11 protein-coding genes are annotated in these 24,721 nt (G+C 73.0%); 9 read left to right on the top strand and 2 right to left on the bottom strand.

Features of this window, described 5'->3' with window-relative positions:
• Positions 1-28 precede the first annotated feature (28 nt).
• The 3 genes from ACF1AK_RS34235 to ACF1AK_RS34225 all read left to right on the top strand — a co-directional run bounded on the left by ACF1AK_RS34235 (position 29) and on the right by ACF1AK_RS34225 (position 2,960).
• Positions 29-1,474 carry a DUF6519 domain-containing protein gene (locus ACF1AK_RS34235; RefSeq protein WP_391502728.1) on the top strand — a complete coding sequence of 482 codons (1,446 nt, stop codon included), beginning with the start codon at positions 29-31 and terminating at the stop codon, positions 1,472-1,474.
• A gap of 99 nt (positions 1,475-1,573) precedes the next feature.
• Positions 1,574-1,777, top strand: a complete 204-nt coding sequence (locus ACF1AK_RS34230) for a hypothetical protein (protein ID WP_391502727.1) — start codon at positions 1,574-1,576, stop codon at positions 1,775-1,777.
• Positions 1,778-2,177: 400 nt separating this feature from the next.
• The gene (locus ACF1AK_RS34225; protein ID WP_391502726.1) at positions 2,178-2,960 is read left to right on the top strand and encodes a BTAD domain-containing putative transcriptional regulator; all 783 of its coding nucleotides are present in this window, start codon (positions 2,178-2,180) and stop codon (positions 2,958-2,960) included.
• An 89-nt stretch (positions 2,961-3,049) separates the two neighbouring features.
• Here ACF1AK_RS34225 and ACF1AK_RS34220 read toward each other — a convergent pair whose 3' ends face one another.
• Positions 3,050-3,598, bottom strand: coding sequence for a cysteine dioxygenase (locus ACF1AK_RS34220; RefSeq protein ID WP_391502725.1), 549 nt, complete (start codon positions 3,596-3,598; stop codon positions 3,050-3,052).
• Positions 3,599-3,664: 66 nt separating this feature from the next.
• Positions 3,665-4,627, bottom strand: a complete 963-nt coding sequence (locus tag ACF1AK_RS34215; protein ID WP_391502724.1) for a TauD/TfdA family dioxygenase — start codon at positions 4,625-4,627, stop codon at positions 3,665-3,667.
• A 312-nt stretch (positions 4,628-4,939) separates the two neighbouring features.
• Here ACF1AK_RS34215 and ACF1AK_RS34210 point away from each other — a divergent pair, with 312 nt between their 5' ends.
• The 6 genes from ACF1AK_RS34210 to ACF1AK_RS34185 all read left to right on the top strand — a co-directional run.
• Positions 4,940-6,250: a sensor histidine kinase gene (locus ACF1AK_RS34210; protein WP_391502723.1), complete on the top strand. Its 1,311-nt coding sequence runs from the start codon at positions 4,940-4,942 to the stop codon at positions 6,248-6,250.
• Positions 6,238-6,879, top strand: coding sequence for a response regulator (locus tag ACF1AK_RS34205; RefSeq protein WP_391502722.1), 642 nt, complete (start codon positions 6,238-6,240; stop codon positions 6,877-6,879). The genes ACF1AK_RS34210 and ACF1AK_RS34205 overlap by 13 nt, the downstream gene beginning before the upstream one ends.
• Before the next feature lie 10 nt (positions 6,880-6,889).
• Positions 6,890-7,666 carry a DUF4097 family beta strand repeat-containing protein gene (locus ACF1AK_RS34200; RefSeq protein ID WP_391502721.1) on the top strand — a complete coding sequence of 259 codons (777 nt, stop codon included), beginning with the start codon at positions 6,890-6,892 and terminating at the stop codon, positions 7,664-7,666.
• Between the two features lie 232 nt (positions 7,667-7,898).
• A complete protein-coding gene (locus tag ACF1AK_RS34195; protein WP_391502720.1) occupies positions 7,899-8,117 on the top strand; it encodes an MbtH family protein in 219 nt (72 codons plus the stop codon).
• A gap of 106 nt (positions 8,118-8,223) precedes the next feature.
• Positions 8,224-12,942 carry an amino acid adenylation domain-containing protein gene (locus ACF1AK_RS34190; RefSeq protein WP_391502719.1) on the top strand — a complete coding sequence of 1,573 codons (4,719 nt, stop codon included), beginning with the start codon at positions 8,224-8,226 and terminating at the stop codon, positions 12,940-12,942.
• On the top strand, positions 12,939-24,721 hold an 11,783-nt coding region (locus tag ACF1AK_RS34185), incomplete at its 3' end, for an amino acid adenylation domain-containing protein (protein ID WP_391502718.1). The genes ACF1AK_RS34190 and ACF1AK_RS34185, both read left to right, overlap by 4 nt.

Raw genomic sequence — 24,721 nt, 5'->3', positions numbered from 1 at the left:
CCCGCCCATCGTTCCCGAGAGGACGACCGTGCACGCAGACTTCTCGCGCCTCACCTTCCGGCCCGGCAAGCACTACTCCGCGGTGCTGACGCAGCAGGGCCGGGTCCAGCTCGACGCCGACGCCAACGAGCAGGCCGCGATCGAGCGGTACCAGCTGCGCACCCTCGCCGCCGACCTGATCGGCCGTCACGGCGGACCGGCCGCGGCGGCCGGGTTCGCGATCGGCCACGTGCCGGGCAGTCACGACGTGGACGACCTCACCATCGGCGCCGGCCGCTACTACGTCGACGGCATCCTGTGCGAGGCCCGCCGGCCCGCGCCCGGCCGGGCCGCGCCGGAGGACGGCGCCGCCGGTGCGTCCGACGGCCCCGCCGCCGGCCCCTCCACCGGCGCCTCCGACGCCGACGAGGCCCACCAGGAGCCCGCCGGCTGGACGTACTGGGACCAGCCGGACGCCTACCGGGACCAGGAGCGCCCCGGTGACCGGCTGCCCGGCGCCTTCCCGTTCCTGGTCTACCTGAAGGTCTGGGAGCGCAGCGTCACCGCGGTCGAGGACCCCGAGCTCCGCGAGGTCGCGCTCGGCGCCGCGCAGCCCGACACCGCGGCCCGGGCCAAGGTCGTCTGGCAGGTGCTCGCGCTGCCCGCCTCGGAGTTGAGCGTTCCGCAGGGCGGCCCCGCCGGGGTGCGGGAGGCCTTCGACGCCTGGGCCGGGGCGCGTGAGCGGCCCGTCGCCCGGCTGGCCGCGCGGGCCCGGCGCCCGGAGCGGGCGGGCGAGGACCCGTGCCTGGCGCACCCCGAGGCGCGCTACCGGGGCCCGGAGAACCAGCTGTACCGGGTGGAGGTCCACCACGGCGGCCGGGCCGGCGGCGACGCCACGTTCAAGTGGTCCCGGGAGAACGGCTCGGTCGTCCTCCCGATCGTCTCCGTCGAGGGCGTCTGGGTCGGCCTCGGCACCCTGGGCGACGACGACAGGCTCGGGCTCTCGGTCGGCGACCTGGTCGAGGTCGCGGACAGCGCGTCCGTCAGCCGGGACGAGGTGACGGAGCTGCTCCAGGTGGAGGAGACCGACCTGCCGGGCCGCCGGGTGCGGCTGTCCGCCGAACCGGTGCCGGAGGTCGGGCGGCAGGCCGGGCGCCACCCCTTCCTGCGCCGCTGGGACCACCGGGAGTTGCGCGGCCGGGACGCCCTGCCGCTGGCCGGCGGCGCCCTGCGGCTCCGGGAGGGGCGCTGGCTCGACCTGGAGGACGGCGTCCAGGTGTACTTCCGGCCGGACGGCTCCTACACCCGGGGCGACTACTGGCTCGTCCCCGCCAGGACCGCCACCGGCTCGGTGGAGTGGCCGCGCAACGCGGCCGGCGAGGCCCTGCTCCAGCCCCCGGCCGGGATCCGGGTGCACCACGCCCCCCTCGCCTGGGTGACCGGCCCGGCCGAGGCCACCGACCTGCGGCGGACCTTCGGGCCGTTGACCGCCTAGGTCCTCTCCCGGATCCTTGCCGGGGCCGCGCGCCGCGCCGGTTGACGAGGGCCGTCAATCGGCGGGACCCACCGGGCCGCCGGGGTGCAGGGTGGGCCCATGAACGCGCTGCACCAGCACCTCCTCGACAGCTACCGGGCCGCCCGGCACGCCGAACCCGCCCCGCCCCTGCCCGGCACCCACGACCTCGCGGTACTGCGCTCGGCCCGCGACCACCGCCGCTTCGAGGCCGTCCTCGCCGGCCGCCCGGCCGCCGGCCGGCTCCGCCTGGCCCTGCGCCGTCTGCGCCCCGGGACCTGCTGACGGGCGGGCACGCACCCGCCCCCGTCAGGCGCGCAGGGTGAAGTCGGGGTCCTGGGCGCGCGGCGTCCACCCGGCCGCGTTTGTATGTTCTGAAGAATTTATGCCCGGCACTTGGACCAACGTACCTAGGCCCCGCCGTCGCAGCCAGGGGAGGGACGGCCCCGGCGGAGCGTCACGGCCCCGCGCCGGACGCTCCCGGAATTCCGGTGAAATACTCGTGAATGAATCCTGGAAATCCCGCGCAACAAAGTTGAAATAGAAAAAATATAGAGCTCCGACCGAGAGTGATAAGCCTACGACGGATCGGCCGCTTTGCCGGGCCGAACCCCGTCGCAGCAGGCCCCGGGGCCAGGTGTGGACGGTCCCGGCGGTGGCAGGTCATTTTCTCAGGGGGACGGAAATGGAGTTCTCGATCCTCGGCCCGGTCCTGGTCCGTTCGGGCGGCCAGGACCACGCGCCGAGCGGGGCCAAGCAGAAGACCATCCTGGCCGGGCTCCTCATGGCGAACGAGAAGCTCGTCTCGGACGAGAAGCTGAGCACCTGGCTGTGGGGGCCCCGGCCGCCGGTGACGCACTCCGCGCAGATCTACACGCATGTGTCGAGGCTGCGCAAACACGTCGGGGCGGACGCCGAGATCGTCCGCCAGTCGTCCGGCTACCTGCTGCGCCTCGGGTCCGCGCGCTTCGACCACAGGGAGTTCCGGCGGATGGCGGCCCAGGCCGACCGCGAGCTGCGGGCCGGTGACCACCGGCGGGCGGCGGCGCGGCTGCGGGCCGCGCTGCAGCTCTGGCGCGGGCCCGCGCTGGCCGACACCACGGACGTCCTGCGGGACGTCCACGGCCCGCAGTTGGAGGAGGAGCGGATCTCCGCGCTGGAGGCCCGGATCGACGCCGACCTGGCGATGGCGGACCACCGGGCGCTGGTGTCCGAGCTGGCCGGGCTGGTGATGATGTATCCGCTGCGGGAGCGGCTGCGGGCGCAGTTCATGATCGCGCTCTGTCTGGGCGACCGGCAGGGCGAGGCGCTCGGCGTCTTCTGGGAGGGCCGGCGCATCCTCGCGGAGGAGCTGGGCATCGACCCGGGCCCGACCCTGTGCCGGGTGCACGAGGCGGTGCTGGCCGGCGACCGCGAATTCCCGCGGATGGCACGGGAGATCATGGCCGGCGCGGCTCTGGCGAGTTAGGCCGTTCGCCGGCTCCTCGCCGCTCGCGGCACGGCACGGCCTCGGAGGCGCCTTTCCGACCGGCGCCTCCGAGGCCGTGCGGGGCGGTCCTAGGAACCCGCCGGCCGGTAGGTCCGGCGGATGCTGGAGCCCAGCCGGGAGACGTCCGCGCCGTACACGTGCAGGGAGATCGCCAGGCCCGGGCCGTCGTTGCGGACCACGTGGATGTCGTCCGGCGGCACGAGCCAGCCGACGCTGCCGGTCGGGTTGTGCTGCTCGCCGACCACCCGGAGCGACCCCGGCGGGCCGTCCGCGTCCGGGGCGAACACCACCTCGGTCTCCTCGCCCTCCAGCACCCCCACCACGCACCAGGAGAGGTGGTCGTGGACGGGGGTGCACTGGCCGGGCAGCCACACCAGGGCGACGACGGAGAACCCGCCGCCGTCGCCCACGTGCAGCACGTGCTGGGTGTAGCCGTCGGGCGAGCCGGTCCGGTCGCGCTCCCGGAGCAGTTCGCCCTCCGGGAGCGCCGCGCGCAGCAGCTCCGCCACCAGCGGTGCGGTGCGGTCGTCCGGCAGGCCCCGGTCCACGACCTCCTGGATCGACGTGACGAGCCGGCGCATGCCGACGGGAATCTCAATCGTGTTCGATGGCAGCATGGAGGGTCCACCTGAATGAGTACGAGGACGAGTCGGAGTGGTGCCCGGAACCCGGAACGGCCCGGGTCAGGCCGCGGCCGGGGCGTGGTCGGTCATCGCCACCAGGACGCGGCGACCGCCGGTGAACGGCCTGCGCCCGTGCCCGACGAGCACGTTGTCGATGACCATCAGGTCCCCGCGGCGCCAGTCCACGTCCACGGCCGCGTCCAGCCCCCGGTCACGGACCTGCCGGATGTACGCGGCGGGGATCGGGCGGCCGTCGGCGAAGGTCACCGACTGCGGGAGCTCGTCGGCCGGCAGCAGCTTCATCAGCTCGGCGGCCGTCTCGTCGCCCAGCCCCGACGGGTGCCACTGGTCGGACTGGTTGAACCAGACCTCGACGCCCGTCACCGGGTGGCGCAGGGTGGACGGCCGCTCCTGGCTCACCCGCAGGTCGCCGCCGCGGCGCCACTCCCAGGTGGCCCCGGTCGCGGCGAGGAACTCGTCGACGACCTCGGTGCGGTCCGTCTCGAAGGTGTCCTGCCAGCTCTTGCCGAGGCCCACGCCGCCGTGCAGGTTCTGGGTGTAGCGGACGCCGCCCGCGTAGGCCTCGCGCACCTCGTCGTCGAGCGAGTCCAACCAGCGCGCGCCGTCCACCACGGGGGTCGCGCCGCCGGTCTCCGGGGCGGCCACGCAACAGAACATCAGCCGCGTCGGCCACCGGTGGGCGTAGGACAGCTCGTTGTGCATCGAGATGGTCTGGTCGCTCGGGTACTCGGTCGAGGTGTAGAGGTTGCTGCCGACCTTGCTGCGCGGCGAGTTGCCGTGCACGTAGGCGAGCCGGCCGGGCACCAGGCGGTCCATGACCGGCCCGAGTTCGCCCTCGCCGACCCCGAACCCGCGGAACACCAGGGCCTTGTGCGCGGTGAGCAGTTCGTGGAGGTCACCGGCCTCCTCCAGGTACGCGGTGAGGCCCTCGGCGCTCGCTGCCGCCCGTACGCTCTCCGGGCTGATCTCCAGCGGCTGCCACGGCTCGTGCTGATTGGTCACGTCGATCCCCTGCCTGATCGCCGACAATGCGGGTGCGTTTCGGGCGACATCCTGCGACCGGGTCCCATATTTCCTCGATATCGCGCCGGATCCGGGGCGGGGGCGGCCGTCGCGGCGCCCGGGACCCTGTACCTGGTACCACCCTCAAGACGGGTACCTCCGTACCTGACGGGACGGCCGCGATCGACGAGACTCGTCCGGGACGGAACGGACGGCGGACGACGGACGGGGAACGTCGGGCACACGGGGCCCGGGGGCCCGGCGACGGCGGACGAGGACGAGCACAGAGGAGACGGGTACGCAGTGGATGCCATGGAACAACGGGGGGTGCGCCGGGTCGCGGACAGCCTTCCGAGCGTGCTGTCCGCGCCCTGGTCGGCGAGGACGTGGCGGCTCGTCCTGCACGTGCTGCTGGGCCTGCCGGTCGGGCTGCTGACCTGCGCGGTGCTGCTGGTCCTCGGCGGGCTCACCGCCGGGCTGGCGGTGACCTGGGTGTTCGCGCTGCCGCTGCTCGCCGCCCTGTTCCGGTGCTCGCGCGGGCTCGTCGGCCTCCAGCGGGCCAGGTTCGCCGCCCTGCTCGGCGTCGACCTGGTGCTGGAGAAGCCGGCCGCGCCGCCCGCCGAGGGCGGCTGGGCGCGGCGGGTCCTGGCCGAGGCCCGTGCGTCGGCCACCTGGCGGTGGCTCGGTTACCACGCGCTGGCGGGGGCGGGGGGTGTGCTCGGAGCCGCCCTGCTGCTGGGCCTGTGGGCGGCCGGCCTGGCCATGGCCACCGTCTACCTGGACACCACGGGGCTCGGCCGCGGCCTGCCCTACACGATGGGCCTGCACCAGGTCCTGCTGGTGGTGCTCACCGTCGCCGGGATCGCGGTGCTGCAGCTGTCGTTGAGCGTGGCGCGCGGCGTGGCGCAGCTGGACCTCGCCCTGGCCCGGCAGTTGCTCGGGCCGAGCCAGCGCGACCGGGCGAACCAGCTGTCGGAGCGGGTGGTCACCCTGACCGAGGCCCGGGCCAAGGTGGTCGAGGCGGCCGACTCGGAGCGCCGCCGTCTCGAACGCGACCTCCATGACGGGGTCCAGCAGCAGTTGGTTTCCCTGTCGATGAACCTGGGGATCACCCGCAGGAAGATCAAGGACATGCCGGAGCCCGCGCGGGAGGCACTCGCGCAGGCGCACGAGCAGACCAAGCAGACCCTGGCCGACCTGCGGCAGCTGGTCCGCGGGCTGCACCCGGCCGTCCTCGACGACCTCGGCCTCGACGCGGCCCTGTCCGGCATCGCGGCGCGCTCCCCCGTGCCCGCGCGGCTGCGGGTGGACCTGCCGCAGCGGCCGTCGGGGACGATCGAGGCGGCGGCGTACTTCGTGGTCTCCGAGGCGCTGGCCAATGTCGCCAAGCACTCCGGGGCGAGCGAGGTGGCCGTCAGCGTCGAGCAGATCGAGGACCCCGCGCGGGGTGAGATCATCAAGGTGACAGTCACGGACAACGGTTGTGGGGGCGCAAGTGAGAAGGCGGGCAGCGGACTTCGCGGCCTCGTGCAGCGGGTCGGCGGAGTGGACGGAACCCTGCACATCGACAGCCCGGTCGGCGGGCCGACCGTGATCACCGCGGAGCTGCCATGCGGATCGTGATCGCCGAGGACGCGGTGCTGCTGCGGGTGGGCATCGTGCGGCTGCTGGAGGCCGAGGGGTACGAGGTCGTCGCCGCCGTCGGCGACGCCGAGGCCCTGCTCGCCAGCGTCGAGGAGCACCGCCCCACGCTGGCCCTGACGGACGTGCGGATGCCGCCGGGCTTCCGGGACGAGGGCCTGCAGGCCGCGCTGAAGATCCGGGAGCGGTTCCCGGAGGTCGCGGTGCTGGTGCTCTCCCAGTACGTCGAGGAGCGCTACGCCGTCCGGCTGCTGTCCGGCCGCACCAGGGCGCTGGGCTACCTGCTGAAGGACCGGGTGGCCGATGTGGACGAGTTCCTGGACGCCGTGCGGCGGGTGGCCGAGGGCGGGACCGTCCTCGACCCCGAGGTGGTCTCCCAGCTGCTGGTCCGCCAGCAGGGCGACCCCCTGGAGCGCATCACCGCGCGTGAGCGCGATGTGCTCGTCCTGATGGCGCAGGGCCGCTCCAACGCCGGGATCGCCGCCGCCCTGGTGGTGAGCGAGAGCGCCGTGGCGAAGCACATCAACGGGATCTTCAGCAAGCTGGACATCCCGCCGGCCGACTACGACCACCGCCGGGTCCTGGCCGTCCTGAAGTTCCTGAACGGATAAGAGGGGAAGCATGTCGCCACAGAACAAGCCGATGGGGTTGCTCGGGGCCGCCCGGAAAGCGGGCGTGACCGGCACCGCCGTGATCGTCGCCGGCGCCGCCCTGGCCGGATGTTCGGGCCTTGCGTCGACGCAGACCGAGACCCAGCAGGTCTCCTTCGACCACCAGATCGAGCGCATCGAGTTCCACCTGGACAGCGGCAACATCACCCTGACGCCGGGTGACCAGGACCGGGTGGGCATCGACCGGAAGCTGACCTGGACCGAGGACCGCCCCTCCTTCACCGAGGAGTGGCAGGGCAACGTCCTGAAGATCACCAGCACCTGCGACGGCCGGCACTGCTCGGCCGACTACACCGTGCGGCTGCCCACCGCCGTGGCGGTCAAGGCGCTCACCGAGGCCGGCACCATCAACGCCCAGGCCATCCAGGGCGACCAGGAGCTGCGGACCGGGGCCGGGGACATCAAGGTGTCCGACGCCGCGGGCCGGCTCTCCGTGTCCACCAAGGCGGGCAACATCTCCGCCGGCGGCCTCAGCTCCGGGGTCGCCTCGGCCGACACCCAGTCGGGCAACCTGAACCTGGGGTTCGTCAAGGCGCCGTCCCAGGTGACCGCCCGCTCGCAGGCCGGGAACGTCAAGGTGACGGTGCCGCGCGACGGGCAGCAGTACAAGGTGGAGGCCGACACCAAGGCCGGCCGCAAGGACGTCGACGTCGCCCAGGCCCCGGCCGGGCCGGGCACGATCACCGCGCACTCCGACGCCGGTGACGTCAGCGTCCGCTCCGCCTGACCGCAGGCCGGAGAACAGCACGTCGGACGGTATGCGAGGCCCCGGTGCGGGGCGGCCCACGAGGCCGCCGCGCACCGGGGCCTCGTCGCGTCCGCACTGTATAGCTGCCCGATAGAACAGATATAGCCCACCCGCACAGACTTCCCGGAGTACGGCGCAGGACGTCATGGCGTCGCGCCGACGTGCCCAGCGGATTCCACGCCGGTACGGACCCGAATCGCGAGGAGTGGCAATGTCTGAGAACACGTCCAACCAGGACATCTTCTGTGTGGTCCTCAATGACGAGGAGCAGTATTCGATCTGGGCCGCGGACCGCGCCCTGCCGGCCGGCTGGCGGGCCGAGGGCACCGAGGGAACCCGCGAGGAGTGCCTCACCCGCATCTCCGAGGTGTGGACCGACATGCGCCCGCTGAGCCTGCGCGAGCGGATGGCCGGGGAACTCGCCCGCTAGGGAATTCCCACCCGATCCCCCCTGGAGCTGCCGGGAAAGATCCCGGCCGCTCCGTCCAGCCATGCCGTTTCGGCTTGCCTTTTCACTGTCGATCACAGGAGTCCGTGTGGCCCGGCATTCGCTTCTGCACCACATCGTCGCGCAGCGCGCGGCGCAATCCCCCGACGCCGTGGCGTTCATCGAGAACGGCCGGCAGGTCGGCTACGGGGAACTGGAGGTGAATGCCGGGCGCCTGGCGAGCCTCCTGCGGGATCACGGCGTACGGGCGGGCAGGACCGTGGCCCTCGGTCTGCCCCCCGGCTCCACCCTGGCCACCGCCCTGCTGGCGGTGCACCGGACCGGAGCCGCCGCCGTCCTGGCGGACCCGGACGCCCCCACCGAGCGCCTGGCCCTCCTCCTGGAGGACGCCCGGCCCGACGCGGTGATCACCGCCGGAACGGCGCTGCCCGTGCCGCCCGGCACGGAACACCTCCGGCTGGAGCCCGGCTGGCCGGAGCGCCTCGCCGGCCCCGCCGAGCCGGTGGAGCCCCCGCAGTTCGTGGAGCCGGCCGACGAGGCCGCCTCCCCCGCCCTGATCGGCTACGGCCGCACCGGCACCGGGTGGGTGCTGGACGCCGGCGACGCGGCCCGGCACGCCGGCCGGCTCGCGGAGCACTACGGCCTCGCCGCCTCCGACGTCCTGCTGCTGGCCGGCCCGGTCGACGACCTCGACCTGCACGGCGTCCTGTTCGCCGCCCTGACCACCGGCGCCACCGTGGTGACCGCGCCGCCCGCCGACCCGGCGGCCGGGCCCGAGGCGCTGCCGCGCACCGCCGCCGCACTGGGCGCCACCGTGCTCACCACCACCCCCGACGCCCTGCGCCCGGCGGCGGACCTCGCCGCCTGGGCCGAGCCCACCGAGCTGCGGCTCGTGGTGTGCCACACCCCCGGGCCGGACCCCACGGCGGCCCACGAGGTGTGCCGGCTGCTGGCCGGACGCACCCCGGCCGCCGTCCAGAGCCTGCACGGCGCCGCCGGCCGCGGTCTCCCGGTCGCCGCCTTCGGCCATGAGCCCGGTGCCGAGGCCACCCCCGTACCGCTCGACCGGCTGACCGGCGAGGTACGCACCGTGGTCCTGGACGAGTCCGGCGAACCGGTGCCGCCCGGCGTCCCCGGCGAGCTCCACCTCACCGGCACCGGCACCGCGCTCGGCTTCCACCGCCGCCCGGCCCTCACCGCGGAGTGCTTCCTCCCGGACCCGTACGGGAAGCCCGGCGAGCGGATCCACCGCACCGGGGAACTCGTCCGCCGGCGCAACGACGGCACCCTGGAGCACCTGGGCCGGCTCGCCGACGCCCCGGACCAGGAGCCGCCCACCGCACCGGCCCTGCTGCTGGACGACGACCACCCGCCGTACGTCGAGCCGCGGACCGCGGAGGAGCGGGCGGTCGCCGCCGTCTGGTCCGAGCTGCTCGGCATCGACGACATCGGCGCCCACGACGACTTCTTCCAGCTGGGCGGCTACTCCCTGCTGCTCACCCGGCTGATCGAGCGCCTGCACCGGAGCACCGGCAAGCTGCTCGACCTGTCCGGCCTCTACACCGCGATGACGGTGGAACAGCAGGCCGCGCTGCTCCGCGACGCCCCCGCCGCCGGGCGCCCGGTCGAACCCGTCGCCCGGGACGGAGCGCTCCCGCTCTCCTCCGGCCAGCGGCGGCTGTGGTACCTGGACCGGGCCAAGCCCGGCAGCGCCGAGTGGATCGTCCCGCTCTTCCTGCGTCTGCCCGCGGACGTCACCGCGGACACCGTGCGCCGGGCCCTGGACCTGCTCGGCGAGCGGCACGAGTCGCTGCGCACCCGCTACCTGATCCAGGACGGCGAGCCCGCGCAGCTCGTCCAGCCGCCCTCGCCGGTCGAGCTGACGGTCCTCGACTGTCCCCCGCACGACCTCGGCGCCGCAGTCCTCGCCGGGTTCGAGAAGGAGTTCGACCTGGAGGCCGGGCGGCTGTGGCGGGCCCTGCTGCTCCGCGAGGACGGCCGCGACCAGCTGCTGTTCATCACCGCCCACCACATCGCCTGTGACGGCTGGTCGGCCACCGTGCTGGAGCGCGAGTTCCGGGAGATCTGCGACGCGCTGCACGCCGGCCGCACGCCCGAGCTGCCCGCCCCCGTCGTCCAGTACGCGGACTACGCGGTCTGGCAGCAGCGCTCCGCCGACGAGGAGGGCCACCGGGCCGGAATCGAGTTCTGGCGGAGCGAGCTCGACGGGATGACCGTCCTGGAACTGCCCGCCGACCACCCGCGCCCGGCCGAACGCGACCCCCGCGGCGGCATGGTGGCCGTCACGGTCCCGGCCCCGCTGGCGGACGAGCTGCTCGCGCTCGGCCAGCGCCACGAGGCCAGCCCCTTCCTGACCCTGCTGGCCGGCTTCGCCGCCCTGCTCGCCCGCTACACCGGGCAGTGGGACGTCGGCGTGGGCGTCCCGGTCGCCGGGCGGGACCGGCCGGAGGTCGAGCCCGTCGTGGGCTTCTTCCTGAACTCCCTGGTCCTGCGCTGCCGCCTCGACCCCGCCCGGGGCTTCGCCGACGCCCTGGACTGCGTCCGTGCCACCGGCCTCGCCGCGTTCGCCCACCAGGACGTGTCGTTCGACCGGCTGGTCGAGGAGCTCCGCCCGGAGCGCGACCCGTCCCGGACGCCGCTCTACCAGGTCGCCTTCAACTACAACGACGAGCAGGTCACCGGCGGCATGCCGGGCGAGGCCGACCACGCGCTCTTCCTCGGCTCCCGCCGGGTCGCCAAGACCGACCTCACCCTGTACCTGCGCCGGGAGGCCGACGGCACGCTGAACGGCGTCTTCGAGTACGCGAGCGCCGTCTTCGAGCACGCCACCGTCGAGCGCCTGGCCGGGCACTTCGTCCAGCTGCTCGCCTCGGCGGCCGCCGCCCCCGGCACCGGACTGCGCGACCTGGAGATCCTCTCGGCCCAGGAGCGCGCGGACCTGCTCGGCGGCTGGAACGGCACGCGGACCGCCTGGCCGGCCGGCTCGGTGATCGACCTGATCGAGGCCCAGGCCGCCGCGACCCCCGACGCGACCGCCCTGATCGCCGGCCCGGAGCGGATCCGCTACCGGGAACTGGACCAAGCGGCCGACCGGATCGCCCACCGGCTGGTGGCCCTGGGAGCCGGCCCGGACCGCCTGGTCGGCGTCTGCCTGCGGCGCGGGCCCGGCCTCGTCCAGGCGCTGCTCGGCGTGTGGAAGGCCGGCGCGGCCTACGTCCCGCTCGACCCGGACAACCCGCCGGAGCGGCTGAAGCACATCCTCGCCGACAGCGGCGCCGGCGTCCTGATCAGCGACTCCACGCTGACCCCGGCCACCGAGGGGTTCACCGGCACCCGGCTGCTCCTCGACCGCGAGGCCGCAGCCGCCGACCTGCCAGCCGGCCCGCCGCCGCGGCACACCGACCCGGAGCAGCTGGCCTACGTCATCTACACCTCGGGCTCGACCGGGCGGCCGAAGGGCGTCATGGTCAGCCACCGGGGCCTGGCCAACCACCTCCGGTGGGCGGCCCGCGACCTGGTGCACGGCGAGGGCGGCGCCCCGCTGTTCTCCTCCGTCGCCTTCGACCTCCCGGCGACCAACCTCTACGCCCCGCTGCTCACCGGCCGCCCCGTCCACCTGCTGCCCGCCGACCTCGACCTCGGACGGCTCGGCGCCGAACTCGCCGAGGCCGGCCCGTTCTCCTTCGTCAAACTCACCCCCGGCCACCTGGAGCTGCTCACCCACCAGCTCACCCCGCAGCAGCTCGACCGGCTGGCCGGCGTGGTGCTGGTCGCCGGCGAGGCACTGCCCGCCCGGACGGCCAACCACTGGCTGGACGCACTGGGCCCCGGCCGCCTGGTCAACGAGTACGGCCCGACCGAGGCCTCGATCGGCAGCACCGTCTTCCCCGTCGACAGGACGGCCGACGCGGTGGTCCCGCTGGGCGGACCGCTGCCCAATGTGACGGCGTACGTGCTGGACGCCACCGGCCGGCCCGTCCCCGTCGGCGTGCCGGGCGAGCTGCACATCGGCGGCGAGGGCGTGGCCCGCGGCTACCTCGGCCGCCCCGGGCAGACCGCCGCGCAGTTCGTCCCCGACCCGTACGGCCCGCCCGGCTCACGGCTCTACCGGACCGGTGACCTGGTCCGCCGGCTGCCCGACGGCAGCATCGACTTCCTCGGCCGGATCGACACCCAGGTCAAGATCCGCGGCTACCGGATCGAGCTCGGCGAGATCGAGGCCCGCCTCACCGCCGAGCCCGGGATCCGCGAGGCCGTCGTGGTCATCCACGAGGCCCGGCCCGGCGAGAAGTCCCTGGCGGCGTACGTCGTCCCCCGGCCCGGCCACGGGTTCGACCCCGGACCGGTCCGGCAGCGGCTGTCCGACGCGCTGCCGGAGTACATGGTCCCGGCGTCGTTCACCGTCATCGAGGCGGTGCCGCTGACGTCCAACGGCAAGCTCGACCACCGCGCACTACCCGCGGTCCACGCGTCCACCGACGCCCACCGCCCGCCGGAGACCCCCATCGAGGAGCGGATCGCCGGAGTCTGGGCGACGCTCCTGGAACGGGAGCGGATCGGCGTCGACGACGACTTCTTCGCGCTGGGCGGCCACTCCATCCTGGCGATCCGCATGACCTCGTCCCTGCGGGACGAATTCGACATTGACCTCTCCGTCCGGAGCGTCCTCGAAAACCCCACCGTCCGATCGCTCGCCCAGGTGGTGGAGGCCCTGATCAGGGCCGAGATCGAGCAGATGACCGCGGCAGAACTTCTTGAGGCGAAGGCAAGGGAGCACCAGGCATGAGCATCGACAGTACCCCCGTGTCCGACATGGAGCTGGCGCGACTGCGCGAGGAGGTGCTCCGCCGCCGGCTGGCCGGAACCGCGACCGGACGGCGCACGGAGATCCCGCGCGTCGACCGCGGCCGGCCGATGCCGCTGTCCTTCGGCCAGCAGCAGATGTGGTTCCTGCACCGCCTCGACCCGCAGAGCGCCGAGTACCACGTGCCGCTGGCGGTCCGGCTGCGCGGCGCGCTCGACACCGAGGCCCTGCGCGCCGCCTGGGAGCAGGTGGTCGCCCGCCACGAGATCCTGCGCACCCGCTACCTGCTGGTGGGCGAGGAGCCGCGACAGGTCGTCGACGCCCCGGCCGCCCCGCAGTGGACGGTGACCGACCTCAGCGACGTCCCCGCCGACGAGCGCGACCGGCGGGCCCGGGAGCTCGCCGAGGCGGACTTCGCCACCCCCTTCGACCTTGAACGGCACTGGCCGGTCCGGGCCTCGCTGCTGAAGCTGCACGAGGACGAGCACCTGCTGGTGGTGACCTTCCACCACATCGCCTGCGACGCCTGGTCGGTCCGGCTGCTCACCGGCGAACTCAGCGCCCTCTACCGCGCCGAGGCCGGCGGCGCGCCCGCCCGGCTCGCCCCGCTGCCCGTCCAGTACGCCGACTTCGCCGCCTGGCAGCGCGACCAGCTGGCCGGCCCCCGCCTGGAGAAGGAACTCTCCTACTGGCGCGAGCGGCTGGCCGGCGTGCTGCCGCTGGAACTGCCGACCGACCGCCGGCGGCCCGCCGTCCGCGGCTGGGCCGGCCGCACCGTGCGCCGCACGATCCCCGCCGAGCTGGCCGCGCGGGCCCGGGCCCTCAGCACGCAGCACGGCACCACCCTGTTCACCACCCTGCTCACCGGGTGGCAGCTGCTGCTCTCCCGCTACGCCGGAACCACCGACATCCCGGTCGGCGTGACCATCTCCGGCCGCAACCACCCCGAGCTTCAGCAGATCGTCGGCTACGGCATCAACACCCTGGTCGCCCGCGGCCGGTGGCAGGGCGACCCGTCCTTCGCCCGGCTCGTCGACGACAGCCGCGACACCCTGCTGGAGGCGTTCGACCACCAGGCCGTCCCGTTCGCCCGGCTCGTCGACGAGCTGCAGCCGGAGCGCGACATGTCCCGCACCCCGCTGTTCCAGGTGGACTTCGTCCTCCAGGAGGACCGCACCGGGGCGTTCGACCTGCCCGGCCTGACCGTCGAGGCGCTGGACGGCGACCGGATCGCCAAGTTCGACCTCACCCTGGAGCTCCAGGAGGCCGCCGACGGCTCGCTGGACGCCCGCTTCACCTACGCCGAGGCGCTGTTCGACCACGCCACCGTCGAGCGGCTGGCCGGACACTACGAGACGCTGCTGCGGGCCGTCACGGAACACCCGGAGCTCCCGGTCGGGGCGCTGAACCTGCTCCCGGCCGCCGAGCAGGAGCAGATCCTCACCGCCTTCAACGCCACCGACGCCGGGTTCCCGCACACCAGCACGCTCGCCGACCTGGTCGAGGAGCAGGCCGCCCGCACCCCGGACGCGCCCGCCGTATCCTTCGACGGCCTGACCCTCGACCACGCGGCCTTCAACGCCCGGGCCAACCAGGTCGCCCACCGGCTCATCGCGCTCGGCGCCGGCCCGGAGACGGTCGTCGCCGTCTGCGCCGAGCGCTCGCTCGACCTCGCCGTCGCGATCCACGGCGTGGTCAAGGCCGGCGCCGCCTACCTGCCGCTCGACCCCGGACACCCGGACGCGCGGCTGGACTTCATGCTCGCCGACAGCGCCGCCCCGATCCTGCTCACCACCCGCGACCAGCTCGGCCGCCGCCGCCCGGACGGCACCGTGCGGGTGCTCACCCTGGACGACCCCGCCGAGTGGGCCGGGCAGTCGACCGACAACCCCGAGCGGACCGCGGGCCCGGAGAACGCGGCCTACGTCATCTACACCTCGGGCTCCACGGGCCGGCCGAAGGGCGTGGTCACCACCCACCGCGCCATCGTCAACCGGCTGCACTGGATGCAGAACACCTACGGGCTCACCGCCGCCGACACCGTCCTGCAGAAGACGCCGGCCGGCTTCGACGTGTCCGTCTGGGAGTTCTTCTGGCCGCTGATCGCCGGCGCCCGCCTGGAGATCGCGCTGCCCGGCGGTCACCGCGACCCGGCCTACCTGCGGGAGCTGATCGACCGGGCCGGCGTCACCGTCGCGCACTTCGTGCCGTCCGTGCTCTCCCTCTTCCTCGCCGAGACCGAGGCCGAGACCGGGACCGAGGCCGGGGCCAAGGCCGGGACCGGGGCGGGGACCGGGACCGACGGCGGGAGCGCCGCCGGAACCGGCCGGCTCTGTCCGTCGCTGCGGCTCGTCCTGTGCAGCGGCGAGGCCCTGCCCACCCAGGTCGCCGCCCGCGCCCTCGCCACCCTGCCCGCCCGGCTGCACAACCTGTACGGCCCCACCGAGGCGGCCGTCGACGTCACCGCGTGGCACTGCACCCCCGAGGGGCTCGCCGGGCTCGCCCGCGTCCCGATCGGCGGCCCGATCGACAACATCCGCCTGCTCGTCCTCGACGACCGGCTGCGCCCCGCGCCGATCGGCGTCCCCGGCCAGCTGTACATCTGCGGCGTCGGCGTGGCCCGCGGCTACCTCGGCCGCCCCGCCCTGACCGCCGACCGCTTCCTGCCGGACCCGTTCGGCGACCCCGGCGACCGGATGTACGCCACCGGCGACCTCGCCCGCTGGCGGCCGGACGGCACCCTCGACTTCCTCGGCCGCATCGACACCCAGGTCAAGCTGCGCGGCCTGCGCATCGAGCTGGGCGAGATCGAGACGGCCCTGCGCGAGCAGCCCCAGGTGCGCGACGCCGCGGTCGTCGTCCGCGAGGACGACGACCGGGACCAGCACCTGGTGGCCTACGTCGTCGGCGACGCCGACCCCGAGCGGCTGCGCGCCGCGATCCGGGAGCGCCTGCCCGAGTACATGGTGCCGACCGCCCTGGTGCGGCTCGACGCCCTGCCGCTCTCCGCCAACGGCAAGCTCGACCACCGCGCGCTGCCGGCCCCCGAGCGCTCCGCCCTCGCCACCGACGCGCACATCGCCCCGCGCACCCCCGTCGAGGAGCGGATCGCCGCCGTCTGGGCCGAGGTCCTCGGCCTCCCGGTCGAGCAGGTCGGCGTGGAGGACGGCTTCTTCGACCTCGGCGGCGACTCCATCCGCGCCGTCCGCCTCAGCGCGGCGCTGCGCGAGGCCGGCCACGACCTCAGCATCCGGCAGATCTTCGAGCACCGGACCGTCGCCGCCCTGGCCGCGGCGGCCGCGACGGGTGGCCCGGTCGCGGCGGTCGAGCCGGTGGCGCCGTTCGCGCTGATCGGCGACGAGGACCGGGCCGCGCTGCCCGCCGACGTCGTCGACGCCTATCCGCTCTCCCAGATCCAGACCGGCATGATCGTCGAGATGCTCGCCGACGGCGACCGGAACACCTACCACAACGTCAACTCCTTCCGGATCCCCGACGACCGGCCCTTCTCGTCGGCGGCGCTGACCGAGGCCCTCGCCGTCGTCACCGGCCGGCACGACGTCCTGCGCACCTCCGTGCACCTCGCCGGCTACTCGCAGCCGCTGCAGCTGGTGCACGCCGAGGTGGAGATCCCGCTCACCGTCCACGACCTGCGCGACCTCACCGCCGACCAGCAGCGCGACCACGCGGCCGAGCTGCTCCGCCGGGAGCGCGCGGCCGCCTTCGACCCGGCCCGGGCCCCGCTGCTGCGCCTCCATGTGCACCTGGAGTCCGACCACGCGTGGCGGCTGACCTTCGCCCAGTGCCACGTCATCACGGACGGCTGGAGCCTCACCTCGCTGCTGATGGAGCTGCTGGAGGCCTACCGCTGCCTGCGCGACGAGGTGCCCCTCACGCTCCCGCAGCCGCCGGCCGTCCGCTACGCCGACTTCGTCGCGGCCGAGCTGGAGTCCCTCGACAACGAGGACGACCGCGCCTACTGGCAGCACATCACCGACACCCACAGGCCGGTGGTGCTGCCGACCGGCTGGGGCACGGAGGGGCCGCGTGAGCACCACCGGTTCCAGGTGCCGTACGGGGATCTGGAGTCGGGCCTGCGTGGGCTGGCTGCCGCCGCCCGGACGTCGCTGAAGAGCGTGCTGCTCGCGGCGCACGTCAAGGTCCTCGGCATGCTGACCCCCGAGCCGGCCTTCCACACCGGTCTGGTGGCCCACGGCCGCCTGGAGGCCACCGGCGGCGACCGGGTGCTCGGCATGCACCTCAACACCGTCCCGTTCCCGGCGGACCGCAGCGCCCGCACCTGGCGCGAGCTGGTCGAGCAGGTCTTCGACCAGGAGACCGCCGTCTGGGGCCACCGCCGCTACCCGCTGCCCGCCATCCAGCGCACCACGGGCGGCTCGGAGCGACTGCTCGACGTGATGTTCGACTACCAGGACTTCCACCAGGTCGACACCGACTCGGTGGACCTGGAGGCGACCCTCGGTGACGGCTTCACCGAGTTCGGCCTGCACGTGAACGCCTCGGGCGGGAACATCACGCTGACCTGCCCGAGCGACGTGTTCAGCGGGGCGAACGGCGAGCGGCTGGTGGGGATGTACCGGCGGGTGCTGGAGGCGATGGCCGCCGACCCGTCGGGTGACGCCCGCGCGAGCTACCTCCCGGAGGCCGAGGCGCTTCTGCTGCTGGAGGAGTGGAACCGGGCCGTCACGATTCCCGGGGAGGAGTGTGTCCACCGTGCCTTCGAGCGCCAGGCCGCCGAGACGCCCGACGCCCTCGCGCTGACCTTCGAGGACACCCACCTCACCTACCGCGAGCTCAACGAGCGCGCGAACCGGATCGCCCACCACCTCATCGAGCAGGGCGCCCGGCCCGAGACCCTGGTCGCGGTCTGCCTGGAGCGCGGCATCGACCTCATCCCCACCATCCTGGGCGTGCTGAAGTCCGGCGCCGGCTACCTCCCGCTCGACCCGTCCAACCCCGTCGAGCGCCTCGGCTACATCCTGGCCGACGCGCGCGCTTCCGTCGTCGTCACCCAGCAGCGGCACACCGACCTCGTGAGCAGCATCCACGAGGGCCAGACGGTCGTCCTGGACTCGGACGTGGACGCTGCCGTCATCGGCGCCCGGCCGGCCACCGATCCGACCGTCGATGTCCGTGCCGACAATCTGATCTACGTCATCTACACGTCGGGTTCCACCGGCACCCCCAAGGGTGTCACGCTCACCCACGCCAACGTGTGGCGTCTGCTGGCCTCGGTGCGCGAGCAGTTCGCCTTCGGAGCGGACGACGTGTGGACGCTGTTCCACTCCTACGCCTTCGACGTGTCCGTCTGGGAGATGTGGGGCGCCCTGCTCCACGGCGGGCGCCTGGTGGTCGCGCCGTTCGACGTCCTGCGCTCGCCGCACGACTTCCTCGACCTCATGATCGCCCAGCGCGCCACCATCCTCTGCCAGACCCCCACCGCCTTCCGCTCCCTCACCACCCTCGCCGCCGACGGCGACCCCCGCATCGACGAACTCGCCCTGCGAGCCGTCGTCTTCGCCGGTGAGAAGCTGGAGATCGGCGACCTCGCGCCCTGGACCGACCGCCTCGGCGCCGAAATGCCGGCCCTGGTCAACATGTACGGCATCACCGAAACCACCGTGCACTCGACCTACCACCAGGTGACCGACACCGACCTCGCCAACCCGCACCGCAACCCGATCGGCAGCCCCCTCGCCGACCTCGCCATCCACCTCCTCGACGAACGGGGCCACCTCGTGCCCGTCGGCATCCCCGGCGAGATCCACGTCGCCGGACCCGGCGTCGCCCGCGGCTACCTCAACCGCCCCGACCTCACCGCCGAACGCTTCATCCCCAACCCGTACGGACCCGCCAGCTCGCGGATGTACCGCTCCGGCGACCTCGCCCGGCGCCTGCCCGACGGCACCCTCGAATTCCTCGGCCGCATCGACACCCAGGTCAAGGTCCGCGGCTACCGCATCGAACTCGGCGAAATCCAGGCCAAGCTCACCGAGCACGCCGACGTCCGCGACGCCGTCGTCACCGCGCACGACACGGACAACGGAAAGCAACTCGTCGCCTACCTCGTCCCCACCGACGACCGCACCCCGGACCCGGCCGAACTGCGCACCCACCTGTCCCTCACGCTGCCGGACTACATGGTCCCCGCCGCCTTCGTGACCATCGACGCGATCCCCCTCACCCCCAACGGCAAGCTCGACCACCGAGCCCTGCCCACCCCCGAACGCTCCGCCTTCGCCACCACCACCCACATCGCCCCCCGCACCCCCGTCGAAGAGCGCATCACCGCCGTCTGGGCCCAGGTCCTCGACCTGCCCACCGACCAGGTCAGCGTCGAAGACAGCTTCTTCGACCTCGGCGGCGACTCCATCCGCGCCGTCCAGCTCTCCGGCGCCCTGCGCCAAGCCGGCTACGACCTCAGCATCCAGCAGATCTTCCACCACCGCACCATCGCCGCACTGGCCCAGCACGCCGCCCACAGCGGACCGGTGACGAACACCGAACCGGTCGCACCCTTCGCCCTCATCACGGACGAGGACCGGGCCGCGCTGCCCGCCGACGTCGTCGACGCCTACCCGCTCTCCCAGGTCCAGACCGGCATGCTCGTGGAGATGCTGGCCGGCGACGGCCGCAACATCTACCACAACGTCAACACTTTCCGGATCCCGGACGAGCAGCCCTTCTCGGAGGCCGCTCTGCGCGAGGCCGTCCGCCTGGTCTCGGCCCGTCACGACATGCTCCGCACCTCCATGCACCTCACCGGCTACTCGCAGCCGCTCCAGCTGGTGCACGCCGAGGTGGAGATCCCGCTCACCGTCCACGACCTGCGCGGCCTCACCGCCGACCAGCAGCGCACCAACGAGATCGAACTGCTCCACCAGGAGCGCGCCACCCTGTTCGACCTCACCACCGCACCCCTGATCCGCCTCAACGTGCACCTGGAGTCCGACGGCTCCTGGCGCCTGACGTTCACTCAGACTCATGCCATCACCGAGGGCTGGAGCTACCACACCCTCCTCATGGAGCTGCTGGAGGCCTACCGCTGCCTGCGCGACGAGGTGCCCCTCACGCTCCCGCAGCCCCCGGCCGTCCGCTACGCCGACTTCATCGCGGCCGAACTGGAATCCCTCGACAGCGAAGAGGACCGCGCCTACTGGCAGCACATCACCGACACGCACGCACCGCTGATGCTTCCGGCCGGCTGGGGGGACGAGCCGTCCGGAACGGAACCCGAGCGCCTGCACCTCTGGGTGCCGTACGGGGATCTGGAGTCGGGGCTGCGTGGGCTGGCTGCCGCCGCCCGGACGTCGCTGAAGAGCGTGCTGCTCGCGGCGCACGTCAAGGTCCTCGGCATGCTGACCCCCGAGCCGGCCTTCCACACCGGTCTGGTGGCCCACGGCCGCCTGGAGGCCACCGGCGGCGACCGGGTGCTCGGCATGCACCTCAACACCGTCCCGTTCCCGGCGGACCGCAGCGCCCGCACCTGGCGCGAGCTGGTCGAGCAGGTCTTCGACCAGGAGACCGCCATCTGGGGCCACCGCCGCTACCCGCTGCCCGCCATCCAGCGCACCACGGGCAGCCCGGAGCGACTGCTCGACGTGATGTTCGACTACCAGGACTTCCACCAGGTCGACTCCGACTCGGTGGACCTGGGGGATTCCTTCCACGACGCGCCGACGGAGTTCGGCTTCAGCGTCCTCGCCCAGGCCGGCCGGCTGACCCTCGTCAGCTCGACCAGCCTCGTCAGCCGGGCGAACGGCGAGCGGCTGGCAGGCATGTACCGGCGGGTGCTGGAGGCGATGGCCGCCGACCCGTCCGGCGACGCCCGCGCGACCTACCTGCCCGAAGCGGAAACCACGAAGCTCCTGGAGGAGTGGAACCGGGCCGTCACGATTCCCGGGGAGGAGTGTGTCCACCACGCCTTCGAGCGCCAGGCCGCCCAGACCCCGGATGCCCTCGCGCTGACCTTCGAGGACACCCACCTCACCTACCGCGAGCTCAACGAGCGCGCGAACCGGATCGCCCACCACCTCATCGAGCAGGGCGCCCGGTCCGAGACCCTGGTCGCGGTGTGCCTGGAGCGCGGCATCGACCTCATCCCGACCATCCTGGGCGTTCTCAAGTCCGGCGCCGGCTACCTCCCGCTCGACCCGTCCAACCCGGTCGAGCGCCTCGGCTACATCCTGAACCACGCCCGCGCACAGATCGTCGTCACCCAGCACCAGCACACCGACCTCGTGAGCACCATCCACCAGGGCCGCACGGTCGTCCTGGACTCGATCGAGGACGCGGCGACGATCGAGGGCCGCTCCACGGACAACCCGTCGGTCGACGTCCGCCCGGACAACCTGATCTACGTCATCTACACGTCCGGTTCCACCGGTACGCCGAAGGGTGTCACGCTCACCCACGCGAACGTGTGGCGTCTGCTGGCCTCGGTGCGCGAGCAGTTCGCCTTCGGAGCGGACGACGTGTGGACGCTGTTCCACTCCTACGCCTTCGACGTGTCCGTCTGGGAGATGTGGGGCGCCCTGCTCCACGGCGGGCGCCTGGTGGTGGCGCCGTTCGAGGTCCTGCGCTCGCCGCACGACTTCCTCGACCTCATGATCGCCCAGCGCGCCACCATCCTCTGCCAGACCCCCACCGCCTTCCGCTCCCTCACCACCCTCGCCGCCGACGGCGACCCGCGCATCGACGAACTCGCCCTGCGAGCCGTCGTCTTCGCCGGTGAGAAGCTGGAGATCGGCGACCTCGCGCCCTGGACCGACCGCCTCGGCGCCGAAATGCCGGCCCTGGTCAACATGTACGGCATCACCGAGACGACCGTGCACTCGACCTACCACCAGGTCACGGCGGCCGACCTCGCCAACCCCCACCGCAACCCGATCGGCAGCCCCCTCGCCGACCTCGGCATTCACCTGCTGGACGAGCGCGGCCACCTGGTGCCCGTCGGCATCCCCGGCGAGATCCACGTCGCCGGACCCGGCGTCGCCCGCGGCTACCTCAACCGCCCCGACCTCACCGCCGAACGCTTCATCCCCAACCCCTGGGGCCCCGCCGGTGCCCGCATGTACCGCTCCGGCGACCTCGCCCGGCGCCTGCCCGACGGCACCCTCGAATTCCTCGGCCGCATCGACACCCAGGTCAAGATCCGCGGCTACCGCATCGAACTCGGCGAAATCCAGGCCAAGCTCACCGAACACCCCGACGTCCGCGACGCCGTCGTCACCGCGCACGACACGGACAGCGGAAAGCAGCTCGTCGCCTACCTCGTCCCCACCGACGACCGCACCCCGGACCCGGCCGAACTGCGCACCCACCTGTCCCTCACGCTGCCGGACTACATGGTCCCCGCCGCCTTCGTGACCATCGACGCGATCCCGCTCACCCCCAACGGCAAGCTCGACCACCGAGCCCTGCCCGCCCCCGAGCGCTCCGCCTTCGCCACCACCACCCACATCGCCCCCCGCACCCCCGTCGAAGAGCGCATCACCGCCGTCTGGGCCCAGGTCCTCGACCTGCCCACCGACCAGGTCAGCGTCGAAGACAGCTTCTTCGACCTCGGCGGCGACTCCATCCGCGCCGTCCAGCTCTCCGGCGCCCTGCGCCAGACCGGCTACGACCTCAGCATCCAGCAGATCTTCCACCACCGCACCATCGCCGCACTCGCCGTCCTGGCCACCGAGAGCACCCCGGCAACCGCACCCGAGCCGGTGGCACCGTTCACACTGATCAGCGACGAGGACCGGACCCTCCTCCCCACCGACGTCGTCGACGCCTACCCGCTCTCGCAGATCCAGACCGGCATGCTCGTCGAGATGCTCGCCGGCGACGGCCAGAACACCTACCACAACGTCAACAGCTATGTGATCGCCGATCAGTTCGACTTCTCTGCACCGGAGTTCCGGACGGCTCTCGACGCCGTCGCCGGGCGCCACGACATCCTGCGCACCTCGGTGCAGCTGACCGGATACTCGCAGCCGCTCCAGCTGGTGCACGCCGAGGTGGAGATCCCGCTCACCGTCCACGACCTGCGCGAGCTCACCGCCGACCAGCAGCGCGCCAACGAGATCGAACTCCTTCACCAGGAGCGCGCCACCCTGTTCGACCTCACCACCGCACCCCTGATCCGCCTCAACGTGCACCTGGAGTCCGACCACTCCTGGCGGCTCACCATCACGCACAGCCACGCCGTCACGGACGGCTGGAGCATCAACTCCCTGCTGATGGAGCTGCTGGACACCTACCGCGCGGTCCTGGACGGGGCGTCGTCCGCGCTGTCCGCCCAGCCGCCGGCCGTCCGCTACGCGGACTTCGTCGCGGCCGAGCTGGAGTCCCTCGACAACGAGGACGACCGCGCCTTCTGGCGCGAGGTGACCAGCACCCACATGCCCATGGTCGTACCCGCGCACTGGGAGGACACCGACGCGACCGGGGAGAACTACCGACTCGAAGTCCCTTACAGCGACCTGGAGTCGGGGCTGCGTGGGCTGGCTGCCGCCGCCCGGACGTCGCTGAAGAGCGTGCTGCTCGCGGCGCACGTCAAGGTCCTCGGCATGCTCACCACCGAACCCGCCTACCACACCGGTCTGGTGGCTCACGGCCGCCTGGAGGCCACCGGCGGCGACCGGGTGCTCGGCATGCACCTCAACACCGTCCCGTTCCCGGCGGACCGCAGCGCCCGCACCTGGCGCGAGCTGGTCGAGCAGGTCTTCGACCAGGAGACCGCCATCTGGGGCCACCGCCGCTACCCGCTGCCCGCCATCCAGCGGGACTCCGGTTCCAACGAGCGCATCCTCACGGTTCTCTTCGAGTACCTGAACTTCCACCAGGTCGACACCGCCTTGGTGGAGGACCAGTTCGGCTCGGGCGGCGCGGTCAACGACTTCGCGCTCAACATCATCGCTGCCGGCGGCAGCATCAACATCAACAGCGCCACCGATGTCCTCAGCCGGGCGAACGGCGAGCGGCTGGCAGGCATGTACCGGCGGGTGCTGGAGGCGATGGCCGCCGACCCGTCCGGCGACGCCCGCGCGAGCTACCTGCCCGAAGCGGAGACCACCCAGCTCCTGGAGGAGTGGAACCGGGCCGCCACGATTCCCGGGGAGGAGTGTGTCCACCACGCCTTCGAGCGCCAGGCCACCGAGACCCCGGATGCCCTCGCGCTGACCTTCGAGGACACCCACCTCACCTACCGCGAGCTCAACGAGCGCGCGAACCGGATCGCCCACCACCTCATCGAGCAGGGCGCCCGGCCCGAGACCCTGGTCGCGGTCTGCCTGGAGCGCGGCATCGACCTCATCCCCACCATCCTGGGCGTGCTGAAGTCCGGCGCCGGCTACCTCCCGCTCGACCCGTCCAACCCGGTCGAGCGCCTCGGCTACATCCTGAACCACGCCCGCGCACAGATCGTCGTCACCCAGCACCAGCACACCGATCTGATCACCGGCATCCACCAGGGCCGCACGGTCGTCCTCGACCAAGACCAGGACGCCGCCGCGATCAACGCTCAGCCGATCACCAACCCGTCGGTCGACGTCCGCCCGGACAACCTGATCTACGTCATCTACACGTCGGGTTCCACCGGTACGCCGAAGGGCGTCACGCTCACCCACGCGAACGTGTGGCGTCTGCTGGCCTCCGTGCGCGAGCAGTTCGCCTTCGGAGCGGACGACGTGTGGACGCTGTTCCACTCCTACGCCTTCGACGTGTCCGTCTGGGAGATGTGGGGTGCTCT

Origin of the sequence: Kitasatospora sp. NPDC015120 (assembly GCF_043080305.1) — a bacterium.
Lineage (GTDB): Bacteria > Actinomycetota > Actinomycetes > Streptomycetales > Streptomycetaceae > Kitasatospora.
Note: the sequence above shows the minus strand (reverse complement) of the source record. Positions and strands in the feature narration are given on the sequence as shown.

Excerpts from the sequence above, each read along its gene's own strand:
- ACF1AK_RS34205 (WP_391502722.1), top strand. The coding sequence starts at position 6,238 with ATGCGGATCGTGATCGCCGAGGACGCGGTGCTGCTGCGGGTGGGCATC.
- ACF1AK_RS34200 (WP_391502721.1), top strand. The coding sequence starts at position 6,890 with ATGTCGCCACAGAACAAGCCGATGGGGTTGCTCGGGGCCGCCCGGAAA.
- ACF1AK_RS34230 (WP_391502727.1), top strand. The coding sequence starts at position 1,574 with ATGAACGCGCTGCACCAGCACCTCCTCGACAGCTACCGGGCCGCCCGG.
- ACF1AK_RS34225 (WP_391502726.1), top strand. The coding sequence starts at position 2,178 with ATGGAGTTCTCGATCCTCGGCCCGGTCCTGGTCCGTTCGGGCGGCCAG.
- ACF1AK_RS34195 (WP_391502720.1), top strand. The coding sequence starts at position 7,899 with ATGTCTGAGAACACGTCCAACCAGGACATCTTCTGTGTGGTCCTCAAT.
- ACF1AK_RS34220 (WP_391502725.1), bottom strand. The coding sequence starts at position 3,598 with ATGCTGCCATCGAACACGATTGAGATTCCCGTCGGCATGCGCCGGCTC.
- ACF1AK_RS34210 (WP_391502723.1), top strand. The coding sequence starts at position 4,940 with ATGGAACAACGGGGGGTGCGCCGGGTCGCGGACAGCCTTCCGAGCGTG.